At 69.3% G+C, this 25,542-nt stretch carries 28 protein-coding genes; 19 read left to right on the forward strand and 9 right to left on the reverse strand.

Annotation, left to right across the window (positions count from 1 at the left end):
• Window positions 1-109: 109 nt before the first annotated feature.
• From AB8M46_RS13940 to AB8M46_RS13960, 5 genes are all read left to right on the forward strand, one after another.
• Window positions 110-523, forward strand: a complete 414-nt coding sequence (locus AB8M46_RS13940) for a helix-turn-helix domain-containing protein (protein ID WP_052120361.1) — start codon at window positions 110-112, stop codon at window positions 521-523.
• Window positions 520-1,194: a hypothetical protein gene (locus AB8M46_RS13945; protein WP_394360445.1), complete on the forward strand. Its 675-nt coding sequence runs from the start codon at window positions 520-522 to the stop codon at window positions 1,192-1,194. The genes AB8M46_RS13940 and AB8M46_RS13945 overlap by 4 nt, the downstream gene beginning before the upstream one ends.
• A gap of 85 nt (window positions 1,195-1,279) precedes the next feature.
• On the forward strand, window positions 1,280-1,573 hold the full coding sequence (locus AB8M46_RS13950; protein ID WP_037333051.1) for a DUF2516 family protein: 294 nt from the start codon (window positions 1,280-1,282) through the stop codon (window positions 1,571-1,573).
• A 14-nt stretch (window positions 1,574-1,587) separates the two neighbouring features.
• Window positions 1,588-2,142: a YbaK/EbsC family protein gene (locus AB8M46_RS13955; RefSeq protein WP_037335938.1), complete on the forward strand. Its 555-nt coding sequence runs from the start codon at window positions 1,588-1,590 to the stop codon at window positions 2,140-2,142.
• Window positions 2,139-3,590: an aromatic amino acid lyase gene (locus AB8M46_RS13960; protein WP_394360446.1), complete on the forward strand. Its 1,452-nt coding sequence runs from the start codon at window positions 2,139-2,141 to the stop codon at window positions 3,588-3,590. The genes AB8M46_RS13955 and AB8M46_RS13960 overlap by 4 nt, the downstream gene beginning before the upstream one ends.
• Here AB8M46_RS13960 and AB8M46_RS13965 read toward each other — a convergent pair.
• A complete protein-coding gene (locus AB8M46_RS13965; protein WP_037335936.1) occupies window positions 3,529-4,245 on the reverse strand; it encodes an ABC transporter permease in 717 nt (238 codons plus the stop codon). The two genes, AB8M46_RS13960 and AB8M46_RS13965, sit on opposite strands and share 62 nt — an antisense overlap.
• Window positions 4,242-4,928, reverse strand: coding sequence for an ABC transporter permease (locus AB8M46_RS13970; protein WP_199754917.1), 687 nt, complete (start codon window positions 4,926-4,928; stop codon window positions 4,242-4,244). The genes AB8M46_RS13965 and AB8M46_RS13970 overlap by 4 nt, the downstream gene beginning before the upstream one ends.
• A gap of 173 nt (window positions 4,929-5,101) precedes the next feature.
• Between AB8M46_RS13970 and AB8M46_RS13975 the strand changes: the two genes are divergently transcribed.
• From AB8M46_RS13975 to AB8M46_RS13985, 3 genes are all read left to right on the forward strand, one after another.
• Window positions 5,102-5,998 (forward strand): ABC transporter substrate-binding protein, encoded by an 897-nt coding sequence (locus AB8M46_RS13975; protein ID WP_394360891.1) that lies wholly within the window; start codon window positions 5,102-5,104, stop codon window positions 5,996-5,998.
• Window positions 5,999-6,147: 149 nt separating this feature from the next.
• Window positions 6,148-6,582, forward strand: a complete 435-nt coding sequence (locus tag AB8M46_RS13980) for an SRPBCC family protein (RefSeq protein ID WP_037333043.1) — start codon at window positions 6,148-6,150, stop codon at window positions 6,580-6,582.
• 99 nt (window positions 6,583-6,681) lie between these two features.
• Complete coding sequence (locus tag AB8M46_RS13985; RefSeq protein ID WP_037333041.1) at window positions 6,682-7,680, forward strand: NADP-dependent oxidoreductase; 999 nt, start codon at window positions 6,682-6,684, stop codon at window positions 7,678-7,680.
• A 77-nt stretch (window positions 7,681-7,757) separates the two neighbouring features.
• Here the strand turns inward: AB8M46_RS13985 and AB8M46_RS13990 are convergent, their stop codons facing one another.
• The 5 genes from AB8M46_RS13990 to AB8M46_RS14010 all read right to left on the reverse strand — a co-directional run bounded on the left by AB8M46_RS13990 (window position 7,758) and on the right by AB8M46_RS14010 (window position 11,264).
• Entirely contained in the window at window positions 7,758-8,387 is a 630-nt protein-coding gene (locus AB8M46_RS13990) for a pyridoxamine 5'-phosphate oxidase family protein (RefSeq protein WP_378422199.1), read from the reverse strand.
• A 15-nt stretch (window positions 8,388-8,402) separates the two neighbouring features.
• The gene (gene purU, locus AB8M46_RS13995; RefSeq protein WP_199754866.1) at window positions 8,403-9,287 is read right to left on the reverse strand and encodes a formyltetrahydrofolate deformylase; all 885 of its coding nucleotides are present in this window, start codon (window positions 9,285-9,287) and stop codon (window positions 8,403-8,405) included.
• On the reverse strand, window positions 9,265-9,924 hold the full coding sequence (locus AB8M46_RS14000) for a DedA family protein (protein WP_394360447.1): 660 nt from the start codon (window positions 9,922-9,924) through the stop codon (window positions 9,265-9,267). Before AB8M46_RS14000 ends, purU begins: the two co-directional genes overlap by 23 nt.
• Window positions 9,925-9,987: 63 nt before the next feature.
• Entirely contained in the window at window positions 9,988-10,785 is a 798-nt protein-coding gene (locus AB8M46_RS14005; protein WP_394360448.1) for a class I SAM-dependent methyltransferase, read from the reverse strand.
• A complete protein-coding gene (locus AB8M46_RS14010; RefSeq protein WP_037333031.1) occupies window positions 10,767-11,264 on the reverse strand; it encodes a DUF2505 domain-containing protein in 498 nt (165 codons plus the stop codon). Before AB8M46_RS14010 ends, AB8M46_RS14005 begins: the two co-directional genes overlap by 19 nt.
• Before the next feature lie 26 nt (window positions 11,265-11,290).
• On the opposite strand from AB8M46_RS14010, the gene AB8M46_RS14015 reads away from it, so the two are divergent.
• From AB8M46_RS14015 to AB8M46_RS14045, 7 genes are all read left to right on the forward strand, one after another.
• The gene (locus AB8M46_RS14015) at window positions 11,291-12,343 is read left to right on the forward strand and encodes a UDP-N-acetylmuramate dehydrogenase (protein ID WP_394360449.1); all 1,053 of its coding nucleotides are present in this window, start codon (window positions 11,291-11,293) and stop codon (window positions 12,341-12,343) included.
• A gap of 173 nt (window positions 12,344-12,516) precedes the next feature.
• Window positions 12,517-13,692, forward strand: coding sequence for an Ig-like domain-containing protein (locus tag AB8M46_RS14020; protein WP_037333027.1), 1,176 nt, complete (start codon window positions 12,517-12,519; stop codon window positions 13,690-13,692).
• Between the two features lie 256 nt (window positions 13,693-13,948).
• Window positions 13,949-14,761 carry an alpha/beta fold hydrolase gene (locus AB8M46_RS14025; protein WP_378422203.1) on the forward strand — a complete coding sequence of 271 codons (813 nt, stop codon included), beginning with the start codon at window positions 13,949-13,951 and terminating at the stop codon, window positions 14,759-14,761.
• A 21-nt stretch (window positions 14,762-14,782) separates the two neighbouring features.
• Window positions 14,783-16,087, forward strand: coding sequence for a D-inositol-3-phosphate glycosyltransferase (gene mshA / locus AB8M46_RS14030; protein WP_199754867.1), 1,305 nt, complete (start codon window positions 14,783-14,785; stop codon window positions 16,085-16,087).
• Window positions 16,084-16,599: a YbjN domain-containing protein gene (locus AB8M46_RS14035; protein WP_037333023.1), complete on the forward strand. Its 516-nt coding sequence runs from the start codon at window positions 16,084-16,086 to the stop codon at window positions 16,597-16,599. The genes mshA and AB8M46_RS14035 overlap by 4 nt, the downstream gene beginning before the upstream one ends.
• A 68-nt stretch (window positions 16,600-16,667) precedes the next feature.
• Window positions 16,668-17,591 (forward strand): DUF4349 domain-containing protein, encoded by a 924-nt coding sequence (locus tag AB8M46_RS14040; RefSeq protein WP_394360450.1) that lies wholly within the window; start codon window positions 16,668-16,670, stop codon window positions 17,589-17,591.
• A gap of 661 nt (window positions 17,592-18,252) precedes the next feature.
• Window positions 18,253-19,002 carry a phosphoglyceromutase gene (locus AB8M46_RS14045; protein WP_394360451.1) on the forward strand — a complete coding sequence of 250 codons (750 nt, stop codon included), beginning with the start codon at window positions 18,253-18,255 and terminating at the stop codon, window positions 19,000-19,002.
• Window positions 19,003-19,071: 69 nt separating this feature from the next.
• On the opposite strand, the gene AB8M46_RS14050 is transcribed toward AB8M46_RS14045, so the two are convergent.
• On the reverse strand, window positions 19,072-19,989 hold the full coding sequence (locus AB8M46_RS14050; protein WP_378422206.1) for a hypothetical protein: 918 nt from the start codon (window positions 19,987-19,989) through the stop codon (window positions 19,072-19,074).
• Window positions 19,986-20,633, reverse strand: a complete 648-nt coding sequence (locus tag AB8M46_RS14055; RefSeq protein WP_125731971.1) for a DNA-binding response regulator — start codon at window positions 20,631-20,633, stop codon at window positions 19,986-19,988. Before AB8M46_RS14055 ends, AB8M46_RS14050 begins: the two co-directional genes overlap by 4 nt.
• Before the next feature lie 272 nt (window positions 20,634-20,905).
• On the opposite strand from AB8M46_RS14055, the gene AB8M46_RS14060 reads away from it, so the two are divergent.
• From AB8M46_RS14060 to AB8M46_RS14075, 4 genes are all read left to right on the forward strand, one after another.
• The gene (locus AB8M46_RS14060; protein WP_037333013.1) at window positions 20,906-22,138 is read left to right on the forward strand and encodes a cell wall metabolism sensor histidine kinase WalK; all 1,233 of its coding nucleotides are present in this window, start codon (window positions 20,906-20,908) and stop codon (window positions 22,136-22,138) included.
• Window positions 22,135-22,824: a response regulator transcription factor gene (locus AB8M46_RS14065; protein WP_005167072.1), complete on the forward strand. Its 690-nt coding sequence runs from the start codon at window positions 22,135-22,137 to the stop codon at window positions 22,822-22,824. Before AB8M46_RS14060 ends, AB8M46_RS14065 begins: the two co-directional genes overlap by 4 nt.
• 81 nt (window positions 22,825-22,905) lie before the next feature.
• Window positions 22,906-23,895 carry a Ppx/GppA phosphatase family protein gene (locus AB8M46_RS14070; protein WP_037333010.1) on the forward strand — a complete coding sequence of 330 codons (990 nt, stop codon included), beginning with the start codon at window positions 22,906-22,908 and terminating at the stop codon, window positions 23,893-23,895.
• Between the two features lie 105 nt (window positions 23,896-24,000).
• A complete protein-coding gene (locus tag AB8M46_RS14075) occupies window positions 24,001-25,539 on the forward strand; it encodes a hypothetical protein (protein WP_394360452.1) in 1,539 nt (512 codons plus the stop codon).
• The last annotated feature ends 3 nt before the right edge of the window (window positions 25,540-25,542 follow it).

Consider the following 25,542-nt stretch of genomic DNA (forward strand, 5'->3'; position numbering starts at 1 on the left):
GCAAGCAGAGTGCTTGCAATTGCTAGCACTCGGGCGTAGCGTTGATGACGTCGCGAGGAGGTGACCGATGTCAGACACCGACCGGGATCAGCCCACATCGGGCGGACCGATGGAGAAGGTCGCGGACATCGCTTCCGACATCGGCGAGTACATCCGCCAGCAGCGCAGCAACGCGAAGATCTCCTTGCGGCAGCTGTCGAAACTCGCCGGCGTGTCCAATCCGTACCTGAGCCAGATCGAGCGCGGGGTCCGCAAACCCAGCGCGGAGATCCTGCAGCAGATCGCCAAGGGCCTGCGTATTTCGGCCGAGGCGCTCTACGTGCAAGCGGGAATCCTCGATCTGCCGATGGGCGGCCCGGTCGGCGACGCGATCCGCGCCGACACCGAGCTGACCGAACGGCAGAAGCAGGTCCTGCTCGACGTCTACGAATCGTTCCGCCGCGAGAACGCCGCCGCGAAACCCGAGCAGGCGGCCCAGGCGAAAACCGAAGACCAAGTCGAAGAAACCAAGGAGTCAGCATGACCACGGCCACCAAGACCGAACGCAAGCACACCGCCCTCGACCAGGTCCGCACGCCGCTGCTGGCCGCCCTGGGTGCCGGCAACCTGGCCGGACAGGCCGTCGTCGACGCCGTGTCGAAGGCCAAGGAGAAGGTCGTCGAGGGCAGCGAGACCGCCCGCAAGAACATCGAAGAGCTCCCGCACGACGTCGAGGGTCTCCGCGAGAAGCTGGACCCGGCCGAGCTGCGCAAGGTCATCGACGAGTACACCGAGGCCGCGCTGAAGCTGTACAACAAGCTGGCCGAGTCCGGTGAGCAGGCGTGGGACAAGATCGCCGCGCAGCCGCAGGTCAAGAAGGCCATCGAGCAGCTCGAGGACGCGATCAGCACCGCGCAGGACCGCGTCGAGGGTGCGACCACCGACGCCCGCGAGCGCATCGACACCGTGCTCGGCAAGGTCACCAAGGGCACCCGCTCGGTCGGTGAGAAGACCGCCCGCAAGGTGACCGAGGTCGCCGGCGAGATCGCCGACGAGGTCGAGGAGATCGGCGACGACCTCGCGCACGAGACCCGCTCGGCTTCGCGCAAGGTCGCCAACAAGACCGCGCCGAAGACCACGACCACCGCGCGCCGCACCACCACCAGCCCGGCCGCCAAGAAGCCGGCCACCGCGCCGAAGACCACCGAGAAGTAAGGTCCGCGTGAATTCCAGGGCCCCTGGCACCCGCTTCGGTGCCGGGGGCCCGGGTCATTCGCCCGGTTTGACGTAAGCTGAGGTTGTGTTCGTTGCCAACTGGATCCTCATCGCCATCCATTGGGGCGGCGCGCTGACGGGGCTGTTCGCGTTCGTGCACGCGCTGTTGCAGCGCGCGGACGCGTATTCGGCCGCCGATCGGAAGACCAAACCCATCTGGATGCTCATCACCGGTGGGGCCACCGTGGTGCTGACGTTCTTCCAGTTCTACGGCGGCGGCATGATCCTGTGGCTGCCCGCGCTGGTCGCGGTCCTGGTCTACCTCGTGGACGTCCGCCCCAAGCTCATCGAGGTCCAGCGCGGCGGCCGCAACTGGTGATTAGGGTGGGCGGTGTGACTGACTGGACCATCGCCGGAAGCCTCACCGTCGTCCCCGCCCTCACCCGCACGGATCTGCTCGCCGAGCCCGTCGCGAAGGCACTCGCCGCCCTGCCCGATCCGGACGCCGTCGGCGTCGTCGAGATCGACGCCGAGCTGGCCGACACCGCCGCCTTCTGCGAGGCGTACGGCTCACCGCTCTCCGCGTCCGCGAACTGCGTCGTCGTCGCCGGCAAACGCGCCGGCGAGGTCCGTTTCGCCGCCGCGATGATCCTCGCCACCACCCGCGCCGACGTGAACGGCGTGATCAAACGCCGTCTCGACGTGCGCAAGGCCTCCTTCGCCCCGATGGACGAGGCCGTCTCGCTCACCGGAATGGAGTACGGCGGCATCACACCGGTCGGCCTGCCCGCGGAGTGGCCGATCCTGGTCGACCAGCGCGTCGCGGACGAACCCGAACTGGTCATCGGCAGCGGTATCCGCGGCGGCAAGCTGCTGATCCCGGGCTCCGTCCTCGCGTCCCTGCCCGGCGCCGAGGTGATCGACGGGCTCGCGCGCCCCGTCGAGTGAGGCTGTCCACAAAGGACTTTCCGCTGGCCTCCGCCTTCGAGGCAGAGGTCCTCGAGATCGACCCGGCGTTGCTGGCGAGGCTCGGCGAAAACCGCGCCCGAGTCCTCGCCGCGCTGGACGAGCGCCCCGTCTACGGCGTGAACACCGGTATGGGGCGGCTCGCGGGGGTCGCCGCGCCCGCGTCGAACGCGCACCAGCGGAACCTGCTGATCGGCCGTGCCGTCGGCGGCCCGCCGTGGCTCTCGGCCGACGAGGTGCGGTGGCTGCTGCTGGTGCGCCTGCGGGATCTGCTCGCCCTCGAAGCGGGCGCCAGTCCGGAGCTCGTGACGTTTCTCGTCGACCGGCTGAACGAACGGTTCACCCCCGCCGTGCCACGGACGGGGCTGGGCAGCGCAGGCGAGATCATCCCGCTGGCGCACGCCTTCCAGACCTTTCTCGGCGTCGGGACCGTGCTGGTGGACGGCGTCGAGACACCCGCGTCGGAGGTGCTGGCGGAGCCGTACGAGCCAGGTCTCAAGGAGGCCGCGACCCTCATCCAGGGCTCGCCGCTGGCTGAGACGCTCGCCGCTTTCGGGCGGGCCGAGGTCCGGCGGGTGGTGGATTTCCAGACACTCGCCGCCGCGATCGCGATCGACGTTCTCGGTGCGCCGCAAGGGGTCTATCGTCCCGCGCTGGCCGGAGACGATCAGGTGCTGCGTTCGGTCCTGCGTGAAGTGAGCGGCCTGATCCGAGGTGCCGTCGAACGGCCGGTCGTGCAGGCGCCCGTCTCCGTGCGGGTGGCTCCGCGCGCGCTCGCTCATCTGACGCGGGTCGCCGCCGAGCTGGACGAAGTGCTCGGGCGCTCGATGCCGACCGATTCGCCCGTCTTCCTCGACGGCGAATTCGTTTCCACGACCGGGTTCCACGCCGTCGAACTCGGGCTGCGGATGGACGCGGTGACGGCGGCGCTGGTGCATCTCGGCGAAGTGAGCGTGCAGCGGACGCACCGGTTGCTCGACGAGCGGTTCAGTGGCCTGCCCGCGCAGCTCGCGGTGGAGCCGGGGCCCCAGGCTGGGCTCGTCCCGCTGCACAAACGCGCGGTGGGGGAGCTGCACGCGCTGCGGCGGCTGGCCATGCCCGCGACCTTGGGTTCCGTCGACACGTCGGGTGGGCAGGAGGACGTGCAGGCGTTCGCCTGGGCGGCGGGGAACCAGCTCCGTGACGCTTGCGCGCGGATGTTCGCCATCACCGCCTGCGAGCTGATCACGGGTTCGCAGGCGAGGTGGCTGGCGTCCGGGGACGGGGCGCCGGCGCTGCGCGCGACCTACGAGCGGCTGCGGGAGCTGGTGCCGCCCGTCGAGGAGGACCGGGCGCTGGGCCCGGCGGTCACGACGGTGGTTTCGGCGCTCAGGAACGGGTTTCCGCGCGGGACTGGATCGCCAGCCCGCGAGGGGTCACCCAACGCGTGACGAGCGCGAAAACCCCTTCGCACACCAAAGCCAGTACGACGACCGCGATACCGCCCGCCAGGATCTCGCCGTGGCCGGGCTCGCCGAGCGCGAAACCGTCCACAATGTACCGTCCGAGTCCGCCGCCGTCGTTGACGATCGCGCCGATCGCGACCGTCGCCACCAGTTGCAGGAACGCGACGCGGGCACCCGCGAGGATGACCGGTGAGGCGAGCGGCAACTCCAGGCGCAGCATGATCTGCCACTCGCGGTAGCCGGTTCCGCGCGCGGCGTCGACGGTTTCCTGCTCCAGCTGGATGACACCCGCGTAGGTGTTGGTGAACAACGGCGGCAGCGCCAACGCCACCAGCGCGAGCATCAACGGCCAGAAGCTCGTGTCGACTTCGAGCCGGGAAGCCAGGAACCAGAACAGGATCACCAGCCCGAAGCTGGGGATCGCGCGGCCGATGTTCACCGCGCTGGTCGCGAGGAACTGCGCGCGGCGGTAGTGCGCCAGCCACAACGCGGGCGGGATCGTCAGCACGGCCGAGATCGCCAGCGCCAGCAAGGAGAACTGGAGATGTTCGACCGTCCGGTACGGCACGCCCGCCGGATCGGTCCAGCTCCAGCGGTTCGGTTCGCCGAACCATGCGATGGTCTGGTCGATGATGCTCATCGCGACGCCGCCTTCCGCGACCACGGCGCGAGCGCGCGCCCACCGAGCCACAGCAGCAGATCCACCACCACGGCCAGTACCACGGAAAGCCCGACGCCGACGATGATCGACGTCGGATTCGGTGTCGCGGTCTGGATGCCGTTGCGGATGAAGTACCCCAGGCCGCCCTTGCCGAGCATGGAGGTCACCGTCACGAGCCCGATCGTGGTCACCGCCGCGACCCGCAGGCCCGCGATCACCACCGGCAGCGCGAGCGGGAGTTCGACCTGCCACAGCAATCGCGAACGGGTGAAACCCATGCCTATCGCGGCTTCGCGGACTTCCTTGGGGACCTGTTCGACGCCGGTGACGATGTTGCGGATCAGGATGAGCAACGTGTACGTCGCCAACGGGATCACCGCTGTGGTGAAGGACGTCAGGCCGGTGAAAGGAACCAGGACGGCGAAGGCACCGAGACTCGGGATGACGTACAGCGAACCGGCCGTGCTCAACGCGACGACGTAGAACCACCGGCGACGCAGCGAAATCGCGGAAACACCGATCGACACCACCAGTCCGATGGCGAGCGCCGCCGCGGTCAGGACGATGTGCTCACCCAGCCGCTCGAAGATCTCGTCGAGATGGCGGTCCACCCAGCGCCACTCGAAGAGCGGCCGTCCGCCCTGGGCGGGTACGGGGAACACGGAGGAGGCTCGCACCGGCCGACCTTACCCCGTTCGGGGCGCCGGATTCCGTTCTCTGGGAGCGCAAGGGGTGCAACTCTCAAAATGTGGATTCTGTCGTGACCCGGAGATACGGTTCATTCCTCTGAACGAGTCATAGGAGTGTGCACGTGCGCTGGACACGGAATGTTCGAGTGGGCGCGGTGCTCGCCGCCGCCATCCTCGGTATGACCGCCTGTGGGGGCGGAGACGACGCGGCGGCCCCGGCCGCGCAGAGCAAGGGCGGGACGCCGATCGTGGTCGCCTCCTTCAACTTCACCGACAGCGTGATCCTCGCCGAGCTGTACGCGAACGCGTTGGAGGCCAAGGGTTACCCGATCACCCGCAAGCTCAACGTCGCTTCGCGCGAGCTCATCTACCCGGCACTGAAATCCGGCGAACTCCAGTTCATCCCGGAGTACCAGGGCGCCGCCATCACCACCGGATACGGCAAGGAAGCCCCGAAGGACGCGGCGGGCGAGCACGAGCAGCTCAAGAAGTTGTTCGAGCCGGACGGCATCGGCCTGCTGGACTACTCGCCGGCGGAGAACAAGAACACCTACATCGTGAAGGCCGACCTCGCCAAGGAGAAGGGGCTGGCGAAGATCAGCGACCTGGCCAAGGTCGACAACGTGGTCGTCGCGGGCGCTCCGGAGTGCGCGGAGCGGCTTCCCTGCTTCAAGGGCTTCACCGACGTCTACAAGCTGAAGGCCACGTTCCAGACCGTGCAGGAGGCGGGCCCGCGCGTCGAACAGCTGCGGTCCGGCAAGGTCACCGTCATCCCGGTCGACTCGGTGAGCCCGCTCGTCGGCGACCCGCAGTTCGTGGCGCTGGAGGACGACCTCGCCATCGTGCCGACCGAGAACGTCGTGCCCGCGGTGAACAAGAAGGTCCTCGACGAGCGCGGCGCCGACTTCGCGGCCGCCGTCAACGCCGTGAGCAAGGCCCTCGACACCGTGCAGCTGCGTGAGCTGAACAAGCGCGTCGACTCGGACGGCGAGAAGCCGGGCGATGTCGCGAAGGACTGGCTGAAGGAGAAGTCACTCATCTAGTCCCCTTCGCGTGCCATGAAAGGTCCTTTCCTTGCGAAATTTGCGAGGAAAGGACCTTTCCTCGCATCCGGGCAGGGGGTGCGCGTTCCCACTGCGAGCAGCGGTGGAATCGTGGACGCTGTCTTGCCATACGGGTGAAAGGGAGTGGGATGGGAAAGGTCACGGCCGTCGCGGAGCGCACCATCGAGGCGCCGGCGGACAAGGTCAGGGCGCTCGTCGCGGACTACGCCGAAACCCGGCCGAAGCTGCTGACGGAGCACTACCGCGACTACGAGGTCACGGAAGGCGGCGTCGGCGCGGGCACGAAGGCGCGCTGGAAGCTGCAGGCCACGTCGAAGCGTGTGCGTGACGTCGCCGCGACGGTGACCGAGCCGTCCGAAGGCACCCTCGTCGAGACCGACGCGAACTCCAGCATGGTCACCACCTGGACCGTCCGCGAGGTGCCGGGCGGCAGCCTGGTCCGCATCGAGACCACCTGGGACGGCGCGGGCGGCATCGGCGGCTTCTTCGAGAAGACCTTCGCGCCCGGTGGGCTCAAGCGGATCTACGAGGGCGTGCTCGGCAAGCTCGCCGAGGTCGTGTAGCCCTCGCCACAATCGGAATGGGCGCCCCGGTTGGCTCGTTGTACCCGTCGTGAATACGGGGCGACCGCCCCGCTTCGGCAACAGACTTGGAGTTACCTCGTGAACGCAACCGAGATCCGGCTCGCCTCCCGTCCGCACGGTGTTCCGACGCTGGAGAATTTCGAGATCGCCGACGTCGAGATCCCGGTGCCGGGCGAGGGGCAGATCCTGGTCCGCAACCAGGTGCTGAGCGTGGATCCGTACATGCGCGGCCGGATGAGCAGCGCGAAGTCCTACGCCGAGCCGTACGAGGTCGGCAAGGTCATGCACGGCGGCGCCGTCGGCGAGGTGCTCGAGTCCACCGTGGACGATTTCAAGCCCGGTGACATCGTGCTGCACGGCCTCGGCTGGCGTTCGCACGCCGTCGTCGCCGCGAAGCACGCGGTGAAGGTCGACCCGGAGGCCGCCCCGATCACGGCGTACCTCGGCGTCCTCGGGATGACCGGGCTCACCGCGTACGCCGGACTGTTGGAGGTCGCCGAGTTCAAGGAGGGCGACACCGTCTTCGTGTCCGGCGCGGCGGGCGCCGTCGGGTCCGTCGTCGGCCAGCTGGCGAAGCTGAAGGGCGCGAAGCGGGTCATCGGCAGCGCGGGTACGGACGACAAGGTCAAATGGCTGACCGACGAGCTGGGCTTCGACGCGGCGTTCAACTACAAGGACGCCCCGGTGATCGAGCAGCTGCGCGCGGCGGCGCCCGAAGGTATCGACGTGTACTTCGACAACGTCGGCGGCGAGCACCTCGAAGCGGCCATCGACTCGATCAACCTGCACGGCCGCATGGCGATCTGCGGGATGATCTCGGTCTACAACAACACCGAACCGGCCGCGGCGCCGCGCAATCTCGCGTCGATCATCGCGAAGCGGTTCACCATGCGCGGCATGCTGGTCGGCGACCACTACGCGCTGCAGCCGCAGTTCGTGCAGGAGGTCGCTCCGCTGGTCGCCTCCGGGCGGCTGAAGTACTCGGAGACCATTGTGGACGGTATCCGCAACGCGCCGCAGGCGTTCCTGGACCTGTTGGGCGGGGCGAACACCGGCAAGATGCTGGTCCGCGTCTGACCCGCCTCCCGATGCTATGAAAGGTCCTTTCCTTGCAAAATTTGCAAGGAAAGGACCTTTCATAGCGCGTGTGGGGCTCAGTACTGGGTCGTGAGCGCGCCTTCGGTCAGCGCCGCATCGAGCGCCTCCGCCGACACGTCCAGCTTCATCTGGTCACGGAAGATCTGGCCCGCCGTCGGCAGGCTCGACCGCTCCGGCCACGTCTCCGGCTTCCACAGCGACGACCGCAGGAAAGCCTTGGCGCAGTGCATGTACAGCTCTTCGACCTCGACCAGGATCGCCAGCGCCGGCCGCTTCCCCTTGACCACCAGGTCGTCGAAGAACGGCGCGTCCGCGACCAGTTTCGCGCGGCCGTTGATCCGCAGGGTCTCGTTCATCCCCGGGATCAGGAACAGCAGGCCGGCGTGCGGGTTTTCGAGGATGTTGGTCTGGCTGTCGAGCAGTTTGTTGCCCGGCCGGTCCGCCAGCGCCAGCGTCTTGTCGTCGAGCACCTTCACGGAACCGGCGGGGTCGCCGCGCGGCGAGACGTCACAGGTCCCGTCGGCCGACGCCGTCGCCAGCAGGTAGAACGGCGAGTGCTCGATCAGCGTGCGCGCGTGCGGATCGAGGAAGGGGATGATCTTCCCCTTGGTCCGCTCGGCCGGGTGGCCGAGGTGCTCACGCAGCGCTTCGAGCGTCTCGATCGCCTTGATCTCTGAGGTCCCCATAGCGACAGTGAACCACTAGAAGACGACAGTCCGGTTCCCGTGCACCAGCACGCGGCCCTCCAGATGCCACCGGAGCCCGCGCGCCAGCGTCACCTTCTCGATGTCGCGGCCCTTGCGGACCATGTCCTCGACCGAGTCGCCGTGGTCGACGCGGATGACGTCCTGGTCGACGATCGGGCCCGCGTCGAGGTCGGCGGTGACGTAGTGGCAGGTCGCGCCGATGAGCTTCACCCCGCGCGCGTGGGCCTGGTGGTACGGCCGCGCGCCGACGAACGACGGCAGGAAGCTGTGGTGGATGTTGAGCGCCCGCCCGGCCCACGCCTCGCACAGCTCCGGCGGCAGGACCTGCATGAACCGGGCGAGGACCACGGCGTGCGGGTCGTGCTCGTCGACGAGTTTCCGTACTTCGGCGAACGCCGGCGCCTTGGCGGCCGGGTCGCCGGCGGGGAACGGGACGTGGTGGAACGGGATGCCGTGGGCGCGGGTGATGTCGCCCAGCGACGCGTGGTTGCCGATGACGGCGGCGACGTCGACGTCCAGTTCCCCGGACGCGACCCGGCCGAGCAGGTCGTAGAGGCAGTGCCCGGCCTTGGAGACGAGGATCACCGCGCGGCGGCGTTCGCCGGTGTCGCTGACCTGCCAGCTCGACTCGCTCGAAAGCGACTCCGCGACCTCGGCGAAGCGCGTGCGCAGTTCGGCGGCGTCGAACGGGAGCGAATCGGCGCGGACGACCTGGCGGGTGAAGAACCAGCCGGTGTCCGGGTCGGTGTGATACGCCGCTTCGACGATCCACCCGCCGTGCTCGGCGAGGAAACCCGAGATACGGGCGATGATGCCCGTGCGGTCCGGGCAGCCGAAGGAGATCACATAGCGACGTTCAGGGTTCGACACGCACACCATTGTCGCTGGTCCCGGCCGTCGCGCGGCGCCGGGTCAGTATCCGGACGCGGACCCGCCGCCCGATCTCGATCGCCGCGACCAGCAGCAGGCCGAGTGTGAAGGACAGCAGAAGGCCCTTCTCCGGTTCGTCCGCGAAGGCCGCTCCGCCGACTAGTCCGATCAGGACGCTGTACACCGCCCAGATGCCCGCGCCGAGGGCGTCGAGAGGGACGAATTTGCGTGGCGGGTAGCCGAGGCTGCCGTTGGCGAGCCCGCTCGCGACGCGGCCGCCGGGCAGGTAGCGGGCGGCGAGGATCAGCAGAACCGCGTTGCGCCGCACCTGGATCTTCGCCCATTCGTAGCGCCGGATCCCGTCCGGACCGCGCTGCAGGCGGGCGAGCGCCCGCGGGCCCGCGGCGGCGCCGACGGTGTAGCCGAGGCAGTCGCCCAGCCAGGCCCCGAGCGCCGCGATCAGCGCGAGCAGCGCCAGCTGGGCGAAGTCCGTGCCGATCAACACGGCGACGGTGATGACGGTGGTCTCGCTCGGCATGAACGGCAGGAGCGCGTCCAACCCGGACACGAGGAACACGATCACCCACAGCCAGGGCGATCCGAGCGTGCCCTCGAGCAGCCCGGTGACGTACTCCAGCAGTTCCACGGTTCCATGGTGATCACCGCAGGTCGCTTTGGGGTGACGGAGCGGGGTTCGACCGGTGAATTCCTAGTCAGGGGCCACCGAGGACCACGGCACCGTGAGTTCACCCAGCCGCCACCGCGACGGCCGGTTCAGCACCGGCCAGCCCCGGGCGGTGAGCAGATGGACGGCGTGCGCCCAGCGGGCACGGACGCCGAAGTTCTGGTGCGGTGCCGCCGTCGCCCAGCAAGTATCCAAAGTGGACAGTAGTTCGTGGACGCGTTCGCCGGGAACGTTGCGGTGGATCAGGATCTTGGGCAGTCGTTCGGCCACTGTGGACGGACGTTCCAGGCTGGCGAGATGTACCGACAGGGTCAGGGTGCGCGGTCCGTCGTGTCCGACGGCGACCCAGGTGCTCAGTCGCCCGATCTCGTCGCAGGTGCCTTCGACGAGGAGCCCGCCCGGCGTCATCGCGTCCAGCATGAGCGACCAAGCGCCCGGGACCTCGGCTTCGTCGTACTGCCGCAGGACGTTGAACGCGCGCACCACCACCGGCCGCGCCCCGGCCAGTTCGAAACCGCCGCGCCGGAAGTCCAGCCACGGCTTGTCGACGGCGGACTGCGCGACGGCGACCCGTTCGGCGTCCAGCTCCAGGCCCAGCACGCGGACGTCACGGCGGACCGTGCGCAGCCAGCGCGCCATCTCGACCGTGGTCACCGGTGAGGCGCCGTAGCCGAGATCCACCACGAGCGGTTCGTCCGCGCGGTGCAGCAGCCGCGTCACGCCCGGATCGCTCGCGAGCCACCGGTCCACCCGCCGGAGCCGGTTGGGGTTGGTCGTGCCCCGTGTCGGTGCCCCGACCGGTTTCAGCGCTCGGCCAGCCATTTCGCGACGAATTCCGCCTCGCGCTCCAGCAGCTTGGTGACCTGTTCGGCGATCACGCCCTCCAGCTTTCCGCCGACGAACGGGATCCGCACCTTGACCTGGCCGCTGTTGACCAGTGTCGTGCGCTCGCCTTCGGCGGTCAGCGACGTCTTCGCGGTGATCTCGCCCGGCACGCCCGAGACCGCCGCCGTCGCGGTACCGGTGTAGCCGTTCCCGGCCGCCTTCCAGCTCTGCTCGCGCTCGACGATCAGGTCGCCCCGGTGCAGCGTCCGCACGGCCGACGGGAGCTTGTCCGAGCTGATGCCCTGACGCAGCTTGTAGCGCACTCCGTCCTCGGCCGGGACGTACTCCAGCAGTTCCGCGTCGTCGCCGCCGATCTGCTCCAGCCGCGCTCGCAGCGCCGCCTCGCCGGCGACCGCGTCGAACGTGGTCGCGAGGTCTGCGGAGAACGCTGAGCGGTGCTCGATACGGGAGGCCATGGCGCCAGACAGTACCGTTCACGGGCGTGAGCACTGCCGAAACTCCCACCCTCGCCGACCACACCACGTTGCGCCTCGGCGGTCCGGCCCGGCGTTATGCCGAGGCGAAGACCGTGCGGGCCCTGGTCGACGCGGTCCGCGAGGCCGACGACGCGGGCGAGCCGGTCCTGCTGCTCGGCGGCGGTTCGAACCTCGTCGTCGCCGACGACGGTTTCGAGGGCACGGTGCTGAAGGTCGGCAACACCGGCTGGACACGTGACGGAGATCTCGTCGAGGTCGCGGCGGGCGAGAACTGGGACGGTTTCGTCGCGGGCCTGGTCGGCGAGGGCGTCGGCGGGCTCGAATGCCTCTCCGGGATCCCCGGTTCGGTCGGCGCGACGCCGATCCAGAACGTCGGCGCGTACGGCTGCGAGGTGGCCGAATCCCTGGTCTCGGTCGATCTCTACGACCGTGCCACCCGCGAGATCCGCACGCTGACCGCCGAAGAGCTCGGCTTCGGGTATCGCACGTCGATCCTGAAGGGGACCGATGCGGGCGTCGTGCTCACAGTGCGTTTCAAGGTCAGCGAAGACGGCCTCTCTGCCCCGATCCGCTACGCCGAACTCGCCCGCACGCTCGGCGTCGAGATCGGTGACCGGGTCCCGGCCGCCGAAGCACGCGAAGCGGTCCTCGGGCTGCGTCGCGGCAAAGGCATGGTCCTGGACGCCGACGACCACGACACCTGGAGCGCGGGCTCGTTCTTCACCAACCCGATCATCGGGGAGGCGCGGCTGGCGAAGGTGCTGGCGGGCATCGTGGATGTCGTCGGCGAGGACGTGCGCGTGCCGCAGTACCCGGCGCCCGGCGGCACGAAGCTGTCCGCGGCCTGGCTGATCGAGCGTGCCGGATTCGCGAAGGGTCACGAAGGGCCTGGCGGCAGGGTCTCGCTGTCTACGAAGCACACGCTGGCGCTCACGAACCGGGGCAAGGCGTCGACCGAGGACCTTCTCGATCTGGCGCGCGAAGTGCGTGACGGCGTCGAGGCTCGCTTCGGCGTTTCGCTGCACCCTGAGCCCCTGCTCATCAACTGCACCCTTTGAGCCAAAGACCGCATTCAGAGGACTAAATGCGGGCGGGTGAACAACCCGGCACCACCCTCGTGCGTCTATCCCTCTGAGGGGCGAGGGTGAGTTCCGTCGCCGCGGGTAACGTCGGAGAGGTTCCCGGCGCTGAGCGGGTAGAAGCTCGCGGGGATCTTCATGGGAGGTACACGGTGATCGAACGGCGCACGGTGTTCAAGGCCGCGCTCGCCGCGGGCGCGGCCATGCTGGCCGCCGCCTGCTCCAGCGAAGAAGGCGGCAACGCCAAGCCGGAAGGCAGTGGCGGCGGGGAACAGGGTGCCGCCCCGGTCGCGAAGATCACCGCCGAACCCGCCGCCGACGCCAAGGACGCGTCCGTGGTGACGCCGGTCGTGGTGAAGGTCGCCGACGGCAAGCTCACCGAGGTCAAGGTCACCGGGGACGGCGGCAAGGACGTCAAGGGCGAGCTGTCCGCCGACGGGCTCACCTGGACCAGCACCGAGGTCCTCGGCTACGGCAAGACGTACACGTACGCCGCGAAGGCCACCGGCAGCGACAACAAGCCCGCCGAGTTCAAGGGCTCGTTCAGCACGGTCAAGCCCGCCAAGGAGGTTCGCGCCACGCTGAACCCGACCGACGACGCCGAGGTCGGCGTCGCGATGCCGATCAGCGTGAAGTTCGCGTCCCCGGTCAAGGACAAGGCGGCCGCCGAGAAGGCGCTCAAGGTGAAGACCGACAAGGACGTCGAGGGCTCCTGGGGCTGGCTGTCGGACACCCAGGTCGACTGGCGGCCGAAGGAGTACTGGCCCGCGAACATCAAGGTCAACGTCGAGGCGAAGCTCTACGGCGTCGCGCTCGGCGGCGGCGCGTACGGCAAGGCCGACGTGACCACCGAGTTCAAGATCGGCCGCAACCAGGTGGTCAAGATCCACACCCCGGACCACGTGATGAAGGTCTACCGGGGCGGGGCGGAATCGGCGAGCTACCCGTGCTCGAACGGGCTCGACGGCGACGTCCAGCGCAACACCCCCAACGGCACGTTCATCGTGATGACGAAGGAGCCGATGGCGCGGTTCGACAACGCGCGCTACGGCTACACCAACGTCAACAAGAAGTGGTCCTGCCGGATTTCGAACAACGGCGAGTACATCCACGAGAACCAGGACAACGCGGCGAACATCGGCAAGGCCAACACCTCGCACGGCTGCGTGAACCTGCTCGAAGCGGACGCCAAGAAGTACTTCGACTCGGCGATGATCGGCGACCCGGTCGAGATCACCGGTTCGAAACTGGGCAGCCCGACCAAATCGGACGTCAAGAACTGGTTCTACGACTGGAAGTCCTGGAAGGCCCTCTCGGCTGTCAAGTAGCCGTTCGGCCTCGCCGCAGCCCTTGCTCGCCCCGGCGATTTCACGTGATCCGGCGGACGACACGCGTGACTGGATGGACGACACGCCCGCTTCCAGGAGGTCTCCGCGAGTCGTCCACCTGATCACGTGTGTCGTCCATCCAGTCACGTGACACCGCCACCAGCACACGCCGGTACATGTCCGAGACACGGTTCGCTCTAGCCGTCCTTGCCACTCACGAGACCCATACACACCGGAACCTCATAGGCTGGCTGCCATGAAAACCGAGGTAGTCGGCTACGGCGGGACCCGCATCGGTTTGTGGGTCGAGGGCGCCGAGAACACCCGTCCGATCGTGTTCGTGCACGGCTGGGCCCAGTCGAGCCGGGCGTGGGCGCCGCAGCTGGCGGACCCCGCGCTCAGCGAGCGGTTTCGCCTGGTCGCGATGGATCTGCGCGGGCACGGGGACTCCGAAGTGCCCTCCGCCGGCTACGACGATCCCCGGGTCTGGGCGGAGGATCTCGCCTCCGTTCTCGACTTCGCGGGCGACGACGCGATCGTCGTCGGCTGGTCTTACGGCGGGCTGGTCATCACCGACTACCTCCGGGTGCACGGCTCTTCGCGGCTCGCCGGCGTCGTTTTTGTGGGCGCTATCACAGAAATCGGCAAGAACCGCCCCGGCGGCAAGGTCGGGCCCGCGATGCGCGACGCCATCCCGGCGGTCCTTTCGGACGATCCGGCGGTCGCGATTCCCGCGTTGGTGCAGTTCAGCGGACGGATGACGGCCGCCCCGGTGTCCGGCACGCTCACCCAAGCGCTGCTCGGCGCCTGCCTTTCCACGCCGCCCGCGGTGCGTTCCGCGCTGTTCCGGCGTGACGTCGGGAGCGAGGACGTGCTTCGTGATCTGGACAAACCGGCACTTATCGTCCATGGTCTCGCGGACGCTGTGATCGATCCGACGTCCGCGGAATACGCGGCGGGGAAGATTCAGGGGGCCGTCGTGCGTTGGCTACCTGAGGTGGGGCATCTGCCGTTCGCCGAAGCGGCGGACGAGTTCGGTGAACTGCTGCGCGGGTTCGCCGATCAGTAGGACTTCGGGAGTGTTGACCAGGTGACGATCCCTCTGCACGGGTTCGACGCCGCGCCCAGGCGCGTCGCGGTGCTGTCGTTGCACACTTCTCCGCTGGAGCAGCCGGGTACCGGCGACGCCGGCGGCATGAACGTCTACGTGAGCCAGACGGCCACCGAGATGGCCCGCCGGGGCGTCGAGGTCGAGGTGTTCACGCGGGCCACGTCCTCGGATCAGCCCCCGGTCGCCGAACTGGCGCCCGGCGTGCTGGTCCGGCACATCCCGGCCGGGCCGTTCGAGCCGCTGGGGCGCGACGAGCTGCCCGCGCAGCTGTGCGCCTTCACGGCAGGGGTGCTGCGGGCCGAGGCGTTCCACGAACCGGGCTACTACGACCTCATCCATTCGCATTACTGGCTCTCCGGCCAGGCGGGCTGGCTCGCCCGCGACCGCTGGGGCGTGCCGCTGGTGCACACCGCGCACACCCTCGCCAAGGTCAAGAACGCCGCACTGGCCGAGGGCGACACCCCCGAGCCGCGCACCCGCGTGATCGGCGAGGAGCAGGTCGTCGAGGAGGCGGACTGCCTGGTCGCGAACACCCGCGTCGAGGCGCGCGAGCTGATCGAGCTGTACGACGCCGACCCGCACGCCGTGCACGCCATCCCGCCCGGCGTCGACCTCGACCGCTTCACCCCCGGCTCCCAGGCCGCCGCGCGCCGGGCGCTGGGCCTCCCGGCCGACGCGATCGTGCTGGCCTTCGCGGGCCGGATCCAGCCGTTGAAGGCGCCGGACGTCCTCCTGCTGGCCGCGGCCGAAATGCTGCGTGAACGGCCGGAGCTGGCTTCGCGGCTGGTGGTGCTGATCGTCGGCGGCCCGTCCGGGACCGGGCTGGAGCAGCCGCAGGCCCTGCGCGAACTGGCCGTTTCCCTCGGGATCGAGGCGCAGACCCGGTTCATGCCGCCGCAGCCGGGCCAGTCGCTGGTCAACGTCTACCGGGCGGCCGACCTCGTCGCCGTGCCGAGCTACAACGAGTCGTTCGGGCTGGTCGCGCTCGAAGCGCAGGCGTGCGGGACACCGGTGATCGCGGCGGAGGTCGGCGGGCTGCCGGTCGCCGTTCCGCACGGCGTCTCCGGGCTGCTCGTGCCGTCGCACGACGCGAAGGACTGGGCGGGTGCGCTCGCGAACGTCGCGTTGCGGCCCGATTGGCGTGCCGAGCTTTCGGCCAACGCCGTCGTCCACGCGCGACGCTTCTCCTGGCGCCGGACGACGGACCGCCTGCTGGACACGTACGCTCAAGCGACCGGCGCGTTCCGGCGTGCCCTCGAACAGCGCGCGGAGGTGGCGGTTTGACGCTCGACGAGACCTTGCGGTCCTCTTTGGACAATGCGGGCCTGGAATATCAAAGGCGTGGCGAGGGAAGGTACTTCGTCACGTTGCCCGGCACCAAGAAACTGCAGACCAACTGCTGGCTGGTCGCCGGTGACCACGCTTTCGCCGTCGAAGCCTTCGTCTGCCGCCGTCCCGACGAGTCCCATGAGGACGTTTACCGCTTTCTGTTGCGCCGCAACGCGAAACTGTACGGCGTGCACTACACCGTGGACGCGATCGGCGACATCTACCTGGTCGGCCGGTTCGGTTTGGACACGGTCACCGAAGCCGAATTGGACAAGATCCTCGGGCAGGTGCTGGAGGCCGCCGACGGCGACTTCAACACGCTGCTGGAACTCGGATTCGCCGAATCGATCAAACGCGAATGGGACTGGCGCGTCTCGCGCGGCGAGTCGCTGGCGAACCTGCAGGCGTTCAAACATCTCGTCGAGCCTTCGAACGGGCACGAACCCGGAGCCTTGACCGACTCGTGACCCGGACGGTGCAACGGCACCGTCGTCCGTTCCGTCTCTTTCCGCAGCACTGGAGGGAGACGGTTTTGATGCACAAACGAGTGAGATGGGTCGCGGCAGCCGGCATCGTGCTGGCGCTGGCGGGCTGTTCGGCGAACGATTCCGGCGGTGAGTCGGCCGCGATGCCGATGTCGGCGGACACCAAGCAGGCGGCACCCAAAGAAGGGGTGCCGGGCAAGAACAACACAGAAGCCACCGAAGGCAAGGCCGGTTCGGACAAGGCCCCGGCGCCCGCGGGACAGCCAGGGGTCGCCGACCGCAAGCTGGTGCGCACGGCGAACCTGGAACTCACCGCCCCGAACGTCGCCGACGTGATCTCGCAGGTACGCGTCATCACCCAGGGCGCCGCGGGCTACACCGGGCAGGAAAGCACCCAGGAGAAGCGCGCGTCGGTCAACATCATCGTGCCCTCCGAGCGCCTCGACGGCGTGCTGGACCAGCTCGGGAAGCTGGGGAAGCAGGTCCGGCGCGAGGTCACCGCGACGGACGTGACCGAGCAGATGGTCGACGTCGAATCGCGGCTGGCCACCCAGCGCGCGAGCGTCGAGCGCATCCGCGCGCTGCTCGCGAGGGCGACGTCGGTTTCGGAGATCGCCTCGGTGGAGAGCGAGCTGACGAGCCGGGAGGCCGAGCTCGAGTCGCTCCAGAAGCGGCGCGAAAGCCTGGCGGGCAGTGTCGCCATGTCGACGATTTCGTTGCAGGTGAAGGCGGAGACGGTCGCGGCGTCGGAGGAATCCCGCAGCGGTTTCCTCGGCGGGCTGGCCGGCGGCTGGGACGCCTTCCTGACCTTCGGCGGCGGCCTGCTGACCGCGATCGGCGCGATGGCGCCGTTCCTGCTGGTCTTCGGTGTTCCCGTGGCCGCGCTGGTGTGGTGGTTGCGCAAGCGGCGCCGTCCGGCGGAACCCGCGATGGCGACCGCTTCGGATCTGCCGTCCGCGCCCCCGCTCGACTGAGCCGACCAAGTCCCCGGTGCCGTTCGGGGCTGGATGGACGACACGCGTGATCCGGTGGACGACACGCGTGACTGGATGGACGACACGACCCCGGCTGGGGTTCCGCCACGAGTCGTCCGCTCAATCACGTGTGTCGTCCATTCCGACACGCGTGTTGTCCGTTCAGTCACACGAAACCGCCGCCCCGGCGCCGGCAGCGGATACCTGCCACGAACGAGGGCCCGGAAGATGAACAGGCGGGACGGCTCGAGGGAGGGGGAGTCGCGATCTCGAGCCGCCCCGCTGAAGTTCCCGCCAAGGTGGACCCGGTGACGAGGGGGATGCCAACGGGGCCGGCGGGCGCCGCGACTCGGCAGGGGGGAGACGAGTCGCGGTCGTCACCCGCGTCGAGCCGGGGAGTGCGTGGAATCCGGCCGCGCGGGACGTAGTCAACCTGTCAGATCTCCACCTGTAATCACAAGACTACCGGTTACTCCGTTCGAGTGAACTTCGAAAACCGGGATAACGGAGTGCAGCCTGATTTCCAGGGAACGGGACTTGTTGGCAACCCGTCTTCTGGACGGGTGAAGGTGTTACTCGCGGGTAACGCACTCTCTGTAGAAATAAAGCCAAGCGCAGCCCTCTGACCGGCGCTTCCGCTCCCTCTGGCAGGCTGAACCCCATGGCTGAGCTTGGGACTCTGGTGCTGCTGCGTCACGGGCAGAGCACGTGGAACGCCGAAAACCTGTTCACCGGCTGGGTGGACGTGCCGCTGTCGGAGCAGGGCGAGCAGGAGGCGCGCAAGGGCGGGCAGCTGCTCGCGGAGTCCGGCCTGCTGCCGGACGTCGTGCACACCTCGCTGATGCGCCGCGCGATCTCGACCGCCAACCTGGCGCTCGACGCCGCCGACCGGCACTGGATCCCGGTGAAGCGCGACTGGCGCCTCAACGAGCGCCACTACGGCGCGCTGCAGGGCAAGAACAAGAAGCAGACGCTCGACGAGTTCGGCGAGGAGCAGTTCATGCTCTGGCGCCGCTCCTACGACACCCCGCCGCCGCCGATCGACCCGGCCGACGAGTTCAGCCAGGTGGGCGACGCGCGCTACGCAGACCTCGGCGACGCCGCCCCGCTGACCGAATGCCTCAAAGACGTCGTCGCGCGGCTGCTGCCGTACTGGGAGTCCGCGATCGTGCCGGATCTGCGCGCGGGCAAGACCGTGCTGGTCGCCGCGCACGGGAACTCGCTGCGGGCGCTGGTGAAGCACCTCGACGGCATCTCCGACGACGCGATCGCCGGGCTCAACATCCCGACCGGCATTCCGCTGCGTTACGACCTCACCGAAGACCTCAAGCCCGTCACCGTCGGCGGCACCTACCTGGACCCGGAGGCCGCCAAGGAAGCCGCGGCCGCCGTGGCGAACCAGGGCCGCTAGACCCACGCATTTCGTCCTCTGGATGCGGTAGTTCGCTCTCGAACCACCGCGTTCAGAGGACGAATTGCGTCAGGGGAGGGCTTGGACCGACTCGATGCCGGCCGCCTTCCAGCCCTCGGGCAGGTGCTGGAGGCGCAGGACGAGCGGCAGGTACCGCTTCGACGCCTGCCCGGCCGCGTCCGTGACGTCCGACGTCGCGAAGAGCAGCACGCTCGCCTTGTCGTCCACGACCTCCATGACCGCCGCGGCCGGGTTCGGCGCCAGCGACGCCTTCGTGCCGCCGGACCGGATCTGGTTCAGCCGAGCCGCCTTGTCCTGCTGGAACTGGGTCAGCAACTGCCCGGTCGACACGGACTCGTAGCGGGCGTACGTGCCTTCGGGGTCGGCCGGATTCACGTTCAGCAGAGCTTCCGCGGCGCGCAGGGCACCGTCCCGCGCGGAATCCCGCACCCTCGCGAACACCCGGTCACCCGCGCCCGGCTTTTCCGCCGCGAGCGGGGAGTCCGCCGGATTCACCTTGACCTCGCCGATCCGCCAGCGATCACCCTCGCGGACGGTCGCGAGCAGCACCGACGCGATGCCCTTGCTGGTGGCACCGGCCCTGGTGCTGCTCTGGTCCAGGACCGTGAGCACCCGCGCCTTGTCCGGCGTCTGCTCGACCGCCGCCGACACGATCACCTTGGTCACGAGCTTGACCGGCTCGGCCGATTTCCGGACCTCGGCGAACAGTTTCGCCAGCTCGTCGCGCGCGCCCGGCGTCACGTTGTCGGCGAGTGCCTTCTCGTAGGCGGGCACGGCCGTGCTGTCGTAGGAGAACACCGCTTCGGCGGCCGTCTTCACCGCCGCCAGCACGGACGCCGTCTTCGCCGGATCGACCAGTGCGAGGTTCGCGGGCGGGGTCTCCGGTTCGGGCCGGGCGGTGCCGGAGATCGTGGTGGTGCAGCCCGCGAGCGCGAGCAGCACGGCCAATCCCGCCCAGCGCTTCACAGCAGGCCGAGTTCCCGTGCCCGGGCGTCGACCTGCAGACGCGACGTCACGCCGAGCGCGACCAGAAGTTCCGAGACGCGCCGCTGATAGGTGCGCACGCCCATGCCGAGGCTCTTCGCGGCCTTCTCGTCCTTGCAGCCGGTGGTCAGGAACTCGAGGATCTGCGGTGCCTCCATCCGGATGTCGGCGAACCGCGCGTCGAACGTCTCCAGGGTGGTGGACGCGAGCCAGGCGGTTTCGAACAGCGACAGGATGCCCTGCACCAGCTCCGGGCGCGAGATGACGCTGTACGAACGCACCGCCTTGCCCTCGTCGCCCGCCATGATCGCGACCCGCTCGTCCAGCAGGATCGTCTCGTTGATCTCCTCGGTGCCGATCCGGATCTGCGCGCCGAGACCGGACAGCCGGTGCAGATGCTGCGCGGTCTGCTCGTTCAGCAGGACGCCGGGACGGTACAGCTTGCGGATCCGCTTGTCGCGCACCAGCCGTTCGCCCTGCCGCGTGAGCGACGGCCGCGAAAGCGCCCAGGTGTAGAGGTCGTCGGCCGCGCACGCGATGTCGGTCGCCGCGACGAACAGATGAGCCGTCCGGTCGAACAGCTCTTCTTCTCCGCGAATCAGGGAGATGTCACTGACGAGTTCCACGGCGACAGTCTTCCAACAATCCCCGGGGGCCGTGACGGGAACGTCGCTATTCGCCGGTGAACGATCACGACGAAAGTCGGGATCCGGGCATCACGCGGCGACGATGTCCCCGGTTCGGGTGACCCGCCTCACCCAGGAGATCTCGGCGAGGGATCGGCCACGTGAACGGCGGCTGACCTGCAGGCGAACAGGGTGTCCCCAGGTGTCATAGGCATCACGAGTACGCGGCCGGGACTAGGCCAAAAGACTACCCACGCGCTTACGATTCCCCTGTGACCACGCCTGTTGCACTCGCCCTGGCCGTCGGCGGACTGATCGTCGGTGTGGTTTTCGGCTTCCTGATCGCGAGGGGCCGCGCCCGCCGCGAGGAGCGGCGACCGACCGGTCCCACCGTGGCCGAACTGCTCGAACGCCTCGTGCGGTCCAGCAACAACGGCGTCGTCGTCCTCAACAAGTTCGGCGACATGGTCCTGCACAACCCGCGTGCCTACGAACTCGGCCTGGTGAAGGTCAACCAGGCCGATCCGCGGGCCCGCAAGGCCGCTGAGCAGGTGGTCGAGACCGACGAGCCGATGGAGATCGACCTTTCCCCGCTGGAGGCGAGGGGCCGTCAGCCCGAGGCCGTCCTCGGCGAGGTCCGCCCGCTCGGCGACGGGTTCACCGTGGTCGAGGCCGTCGACCACTCCGAGGCGATCCGGCTCGAAGCCGTCCGGCGTGACTTCGTCGCGAACGTGAGCCACGAGCTGAAGACCCCGGTGGGCGCGATCGCGCTGCTCACCGAGGCCGTCCTCGACGCCGCGGAGGACACCGAGGAGGTCCGCCGCTTCGGCGGCAAGATCCTCCGCGAGTCGACCCGCCTCGGCCAGCTCGTCACCGAGCTGATCGCGCTGTCGCGGCTGCAGGGCGCCGAGCGGCTGCCCGACCTCAACGTCGTCGAGGTCGACGCCGTGGTCCGCGAGGCGCTCGGCCGGACGACGCTTTCGGCGGAATCCGCCGAGATCACCATCACCACCGACGCGGCCAGCGGCCTGCTCATCGAGGGCGACCGGACGCTGATGGTCACCGCGCTGTCGAACCTGCTGGAGAACGCCGTCGCGTACTCGCCGGCGGGCAGCCCGGTGTCGATCAGCAGGCGCCTGGTCGACGGCAAGGTCGAGATCGCGGTGACCGACCGCGGCATCGGGATCGCCGAGGACGAGCAGCAGCGCGTCTTCGAGCGCTTCTACCGCGCGGACAAGGCACGGTCGCGGGCGACCGGCGGCACCGGGCTGGGCCTGGCGATCGTCAAGCACGTGGCCGCGAACCACGGCGGTTCGGTCGGCCTGTGGAGCCGTCCTGGCACCGGGTCGACCTTCACCCTGCGGATCCCCGCGCACATCCCCGCCGAACCGGCCGCGCCCGTGAAACAGGCTCCGCCGGCGTCCCGGCCGGAGAAGACCCCCGAGCGGACACCCCGTCTCGTGGCAACAGGGCAAGAAAGCCCCGACCATGGAGGAAACCTGTGACGAGGGTTCTCATCGTCGAGGACGAAGAGTCGTTCGCCGACCCGCTCGCGTTCTTGCTCCGCAAAGAGGGCTTCACCGCCGCCGTCGCCGTGACGGGGCAGCAGGCGCTCGAGGAGTTCGACCGCAACGGCGCCGACATCGTCCTGCTCGATCTCATGCTCCCCGGTATGAGCGGCACCGACGTCTGCAAGCAGCTCAGGCAGCGTTCCGCGGTACCGGTGATCATGGTGACCGCGCGCGACAGCGAGATCGACAAGGTCGTCGGGCTGGAACTCGGCGCCGACGACTACGTCACCAAGCCGTACTCGGCCCGTGAGCTCATCGCGCGGGTGCGGGCGGTGCTGCGCCGCGGCGGCGAGCCGGGCTCCGAAGGCGACCTCGCCCCGCTCGTGCTGACCGCCGGGCCGGTGCGGATGGACGTCGAGCGGCACGTGGTGACCGTCGACGGTCAGGAGGTCTCCTTGCCGCTCAAGGAGTTCGACCTGCTCGAGTACCTGCTGCGCAACGTGGGCCGCGTGCTCACCCGCGGGCAGCTGATCGACCGGGTGTGGGGCGCGGACTACGTCGGCGACACCAAGACGCTCGACGTCCACGTGAAGCGGCTGCGGTCGAAGATCGAGCCGGACCCGGGCTCGCCCCGGCACCTGGTCACCGTGCGCGGCTTGGGCTACAAGTTCGAGACGTGACAGGCCCGGTACCCGCCCCTGCGATACAGATCACGGTTACGGTTTCGTGACCTGACGTGGGGGCGGGTACCGTAGACGCTCGTGCGCCTAGGGGTACTCGACGTCGGTTCCAACACCGTCCACCTGCTCGTGGTCGACGCCCACCGTGGCGCCCACCCGACCCCGATGCATTCCGAAAAGGCCGTCCTCCGCCTCGCCGAGCAGATCACCCGCAACGGCGACCTGAGCCGCGCGGGCGCGGACAGCCTCGTACGCGCTGTCGAGTCGGCGAAGGCGGCTGCGGCCAGGCTGGGTTGCGAAGAGGTCATGGCGTTCGCCACCTCCGCGGTCCGCGAAGCCAAGAACGCCCCGAAGGTGCTGGCGAAGGTCCAGGAGCAGACCGGCGTCGAACTGAAGGTGCTCTCCGGGATCGACGAGTCCCGGCTCACCTTCCTCGCCGTTCGCCGCTGGTTCGGCTGGTCGGCGGGCAAACTGCTCGTGCTCGACATCGGCGGCGGCTCGCTCGAGATCGCGATGGGCCGCGACGAGGAGCCGGACCTGGCCGAATCGCTGCCCCTGGGCGCGGGCCGGACCACGCGGACGCGGTTCCAGCACGACCCGCCGTCCCGTTCGGAGCTCATCGCGACTTCGGTGTGGCTCGAAGAACAACTCGCCCCGCTCGCGAAGAAGGTCGCCAAATTGGGTGAACCCGATCGTGTCGTGGCGACCTCGAAGACGTTCCGGTCACTCGCCCGGCTGACCGGAGCGGCGCCGTCGGCCAGCGGGCCGCATGTGCGCCGTACCCTGACCGACACCGCGTTGCGCCAGCTCATCGCGTTCATCTCCCGGATGACCGCCCAGGACCTGGCCCAACTCGAGGGGGTCAGCGCGAGCAGGTCGCATCAGCTGGTGGCCGGCGCGCTCGTCGCACAAGCCACCATGCGGGCGCTTTCCCTGGAAGAACTGGAGATCTGTCCGTGGGCGCTGCGAGAAGGTGTCATCCTTCGACGGCTGGACCATTCGAACGGTGCGGACGAGACTGTGGGCGGCAGCGCCCGACTGGACTTAGTCGACGGAGAACGGGCACGGTGACGAGGTGACGGAAATGCGGATGACGGTGGATAGCGCGCGCGACGCCGCCGATGCCCCGTCGCGTGCCGGTTCACAACGGCTGGAGCGCGCATTGGACAGCACGGTATGACGGACGAGACAGAGAGCGGCCAGCCACAGAAGACCGTGGCGGAGCTGCTGGCGCAGCACGGAGCCCAGCCCGAAGGCGGGCGCCGCAGGCGACGCCGTGCGGCCGACGACGAGGACGAGGCTCCCGAGCCCACTCGCGGACGGCGCGCGCCGTCGGTGAGCGACACCGCGCCGCAGGCGATCATCGACAGGGTGTCGGGTGACACCCCGCCGCCCGCCAACCGTCCTCCGCGCCGCGCGCGCCCGCAAGACTCCGGAGCGCGTCCGCTCCCGCAGCCGCAGCAGGATTCCGCGCCGCTGCCGGTGCCGCCGAACGTCGCGTCGACCCCGACCCGGCAGACGCCGCCGGTGCGCCCGCCGCAGGAGCAGAGCGGCTATCAGCAGCGTCCGCCGCAGCAATCCGGGCAATTCGTGCGGCCGACGCCGCCGCCGCAGGAGCAGAGCGGTTACCAGCAGCGTCCGCCGCAGCAGTCTGGTCAGTTCGTGCGGCCGACACCGCCGCAGGAGCAGTCCGGCTATCAGCAGCGTCCGCCGGATTCCGAGGGGCTGCCCCCGCGCGGCCGTCCGCGTCCGCCCGGCCCGGAGGAGACCCGCGGCGCGGTGCCGCCGGTCCGCCGCCGTCCCGAACCGCCCGCCGGGCCCCCGTCGTCGGGGCTTTCGGCGAGACTCGACGGTGGCCTCGACGCCCCGGCCGAAGACGTCCAGGATCCGCCCGGCCCGATGGCCAGCGGCGCGTTCGCGACGCCGCCCGCCCAGCCGGCGCGGCGCCGTCGTCCGGCGGCCCGCCCGCCGCAGCCGAAGGCCGAGCCGAGCACCGAGCAGTTCGCCGCGGTCGGCGAAGAGGCCGTGCCCGAACCCGAGGCCCCCGTGGAACCGGCGGCGCCGCCCGCGGGGCTCGCCGGATGGCGCAAGCGCAGGCAGAAGGTGCAGTCCGAGGACACCGAGATCGGCGGCATCCCGCCGGTGCCGCCCCCGGTCGCGCCCGTCGAGCCGGAACCCGAGCCCGAACCGGATCCGTTCGACGCCGGACCGCCCACGATGGGACATCCCGCGCCGATGCCGTTCGTGCCGCCGCATTCCCTCGACGACCGTGACCGTCAGGACAACCTCGACGAGTACGAGCGCGAGTTCGCCGACCCGGCGTATCCGGACGGCGGCCCGGACTTCGAGCGTGACGACTACGGCTACCGCGCCGACGAGTACGAGGACGACTACGACGACGACCAGGCCGAGGAGGTCGTCGACGAGCCCGCGGCGCCCGCCGAAAAGGTCTCGCCGGGGAAGCAGTGGCTGGCGCTGGCCGGTCAGCTCGCCCTCGGCGTCGTCGGTGGTGCCGCGGTGTGGCTGGGCTTCAACTGGCTGTGGGTGAACCTTCCCGCCGCCGCGCTGGTCGCCGCGTTGCTGGTGATCGTCGCGCTGGTGTGGATCGTCCGGAAGATCCGCAAGGCGGAGGATCTGCAGACCCTGGTGCTCGCGGTGCTGGTCGGACTGGTGGTGACGGTCTCACCGGCCGCACTCCTGCTGGTCGCCCGTTAGCGG

The organism is Amycolatopsis sp. SB7-3 (assembly GCF_041021335.1).
Classification (GTDB): domain Bacteria; phylum Actinomycetota; class Actinomycetes; order Mycobacteriales; family Pseudonocardiaceae; genus Amycolatopsis; species Amycolatopsis japonica.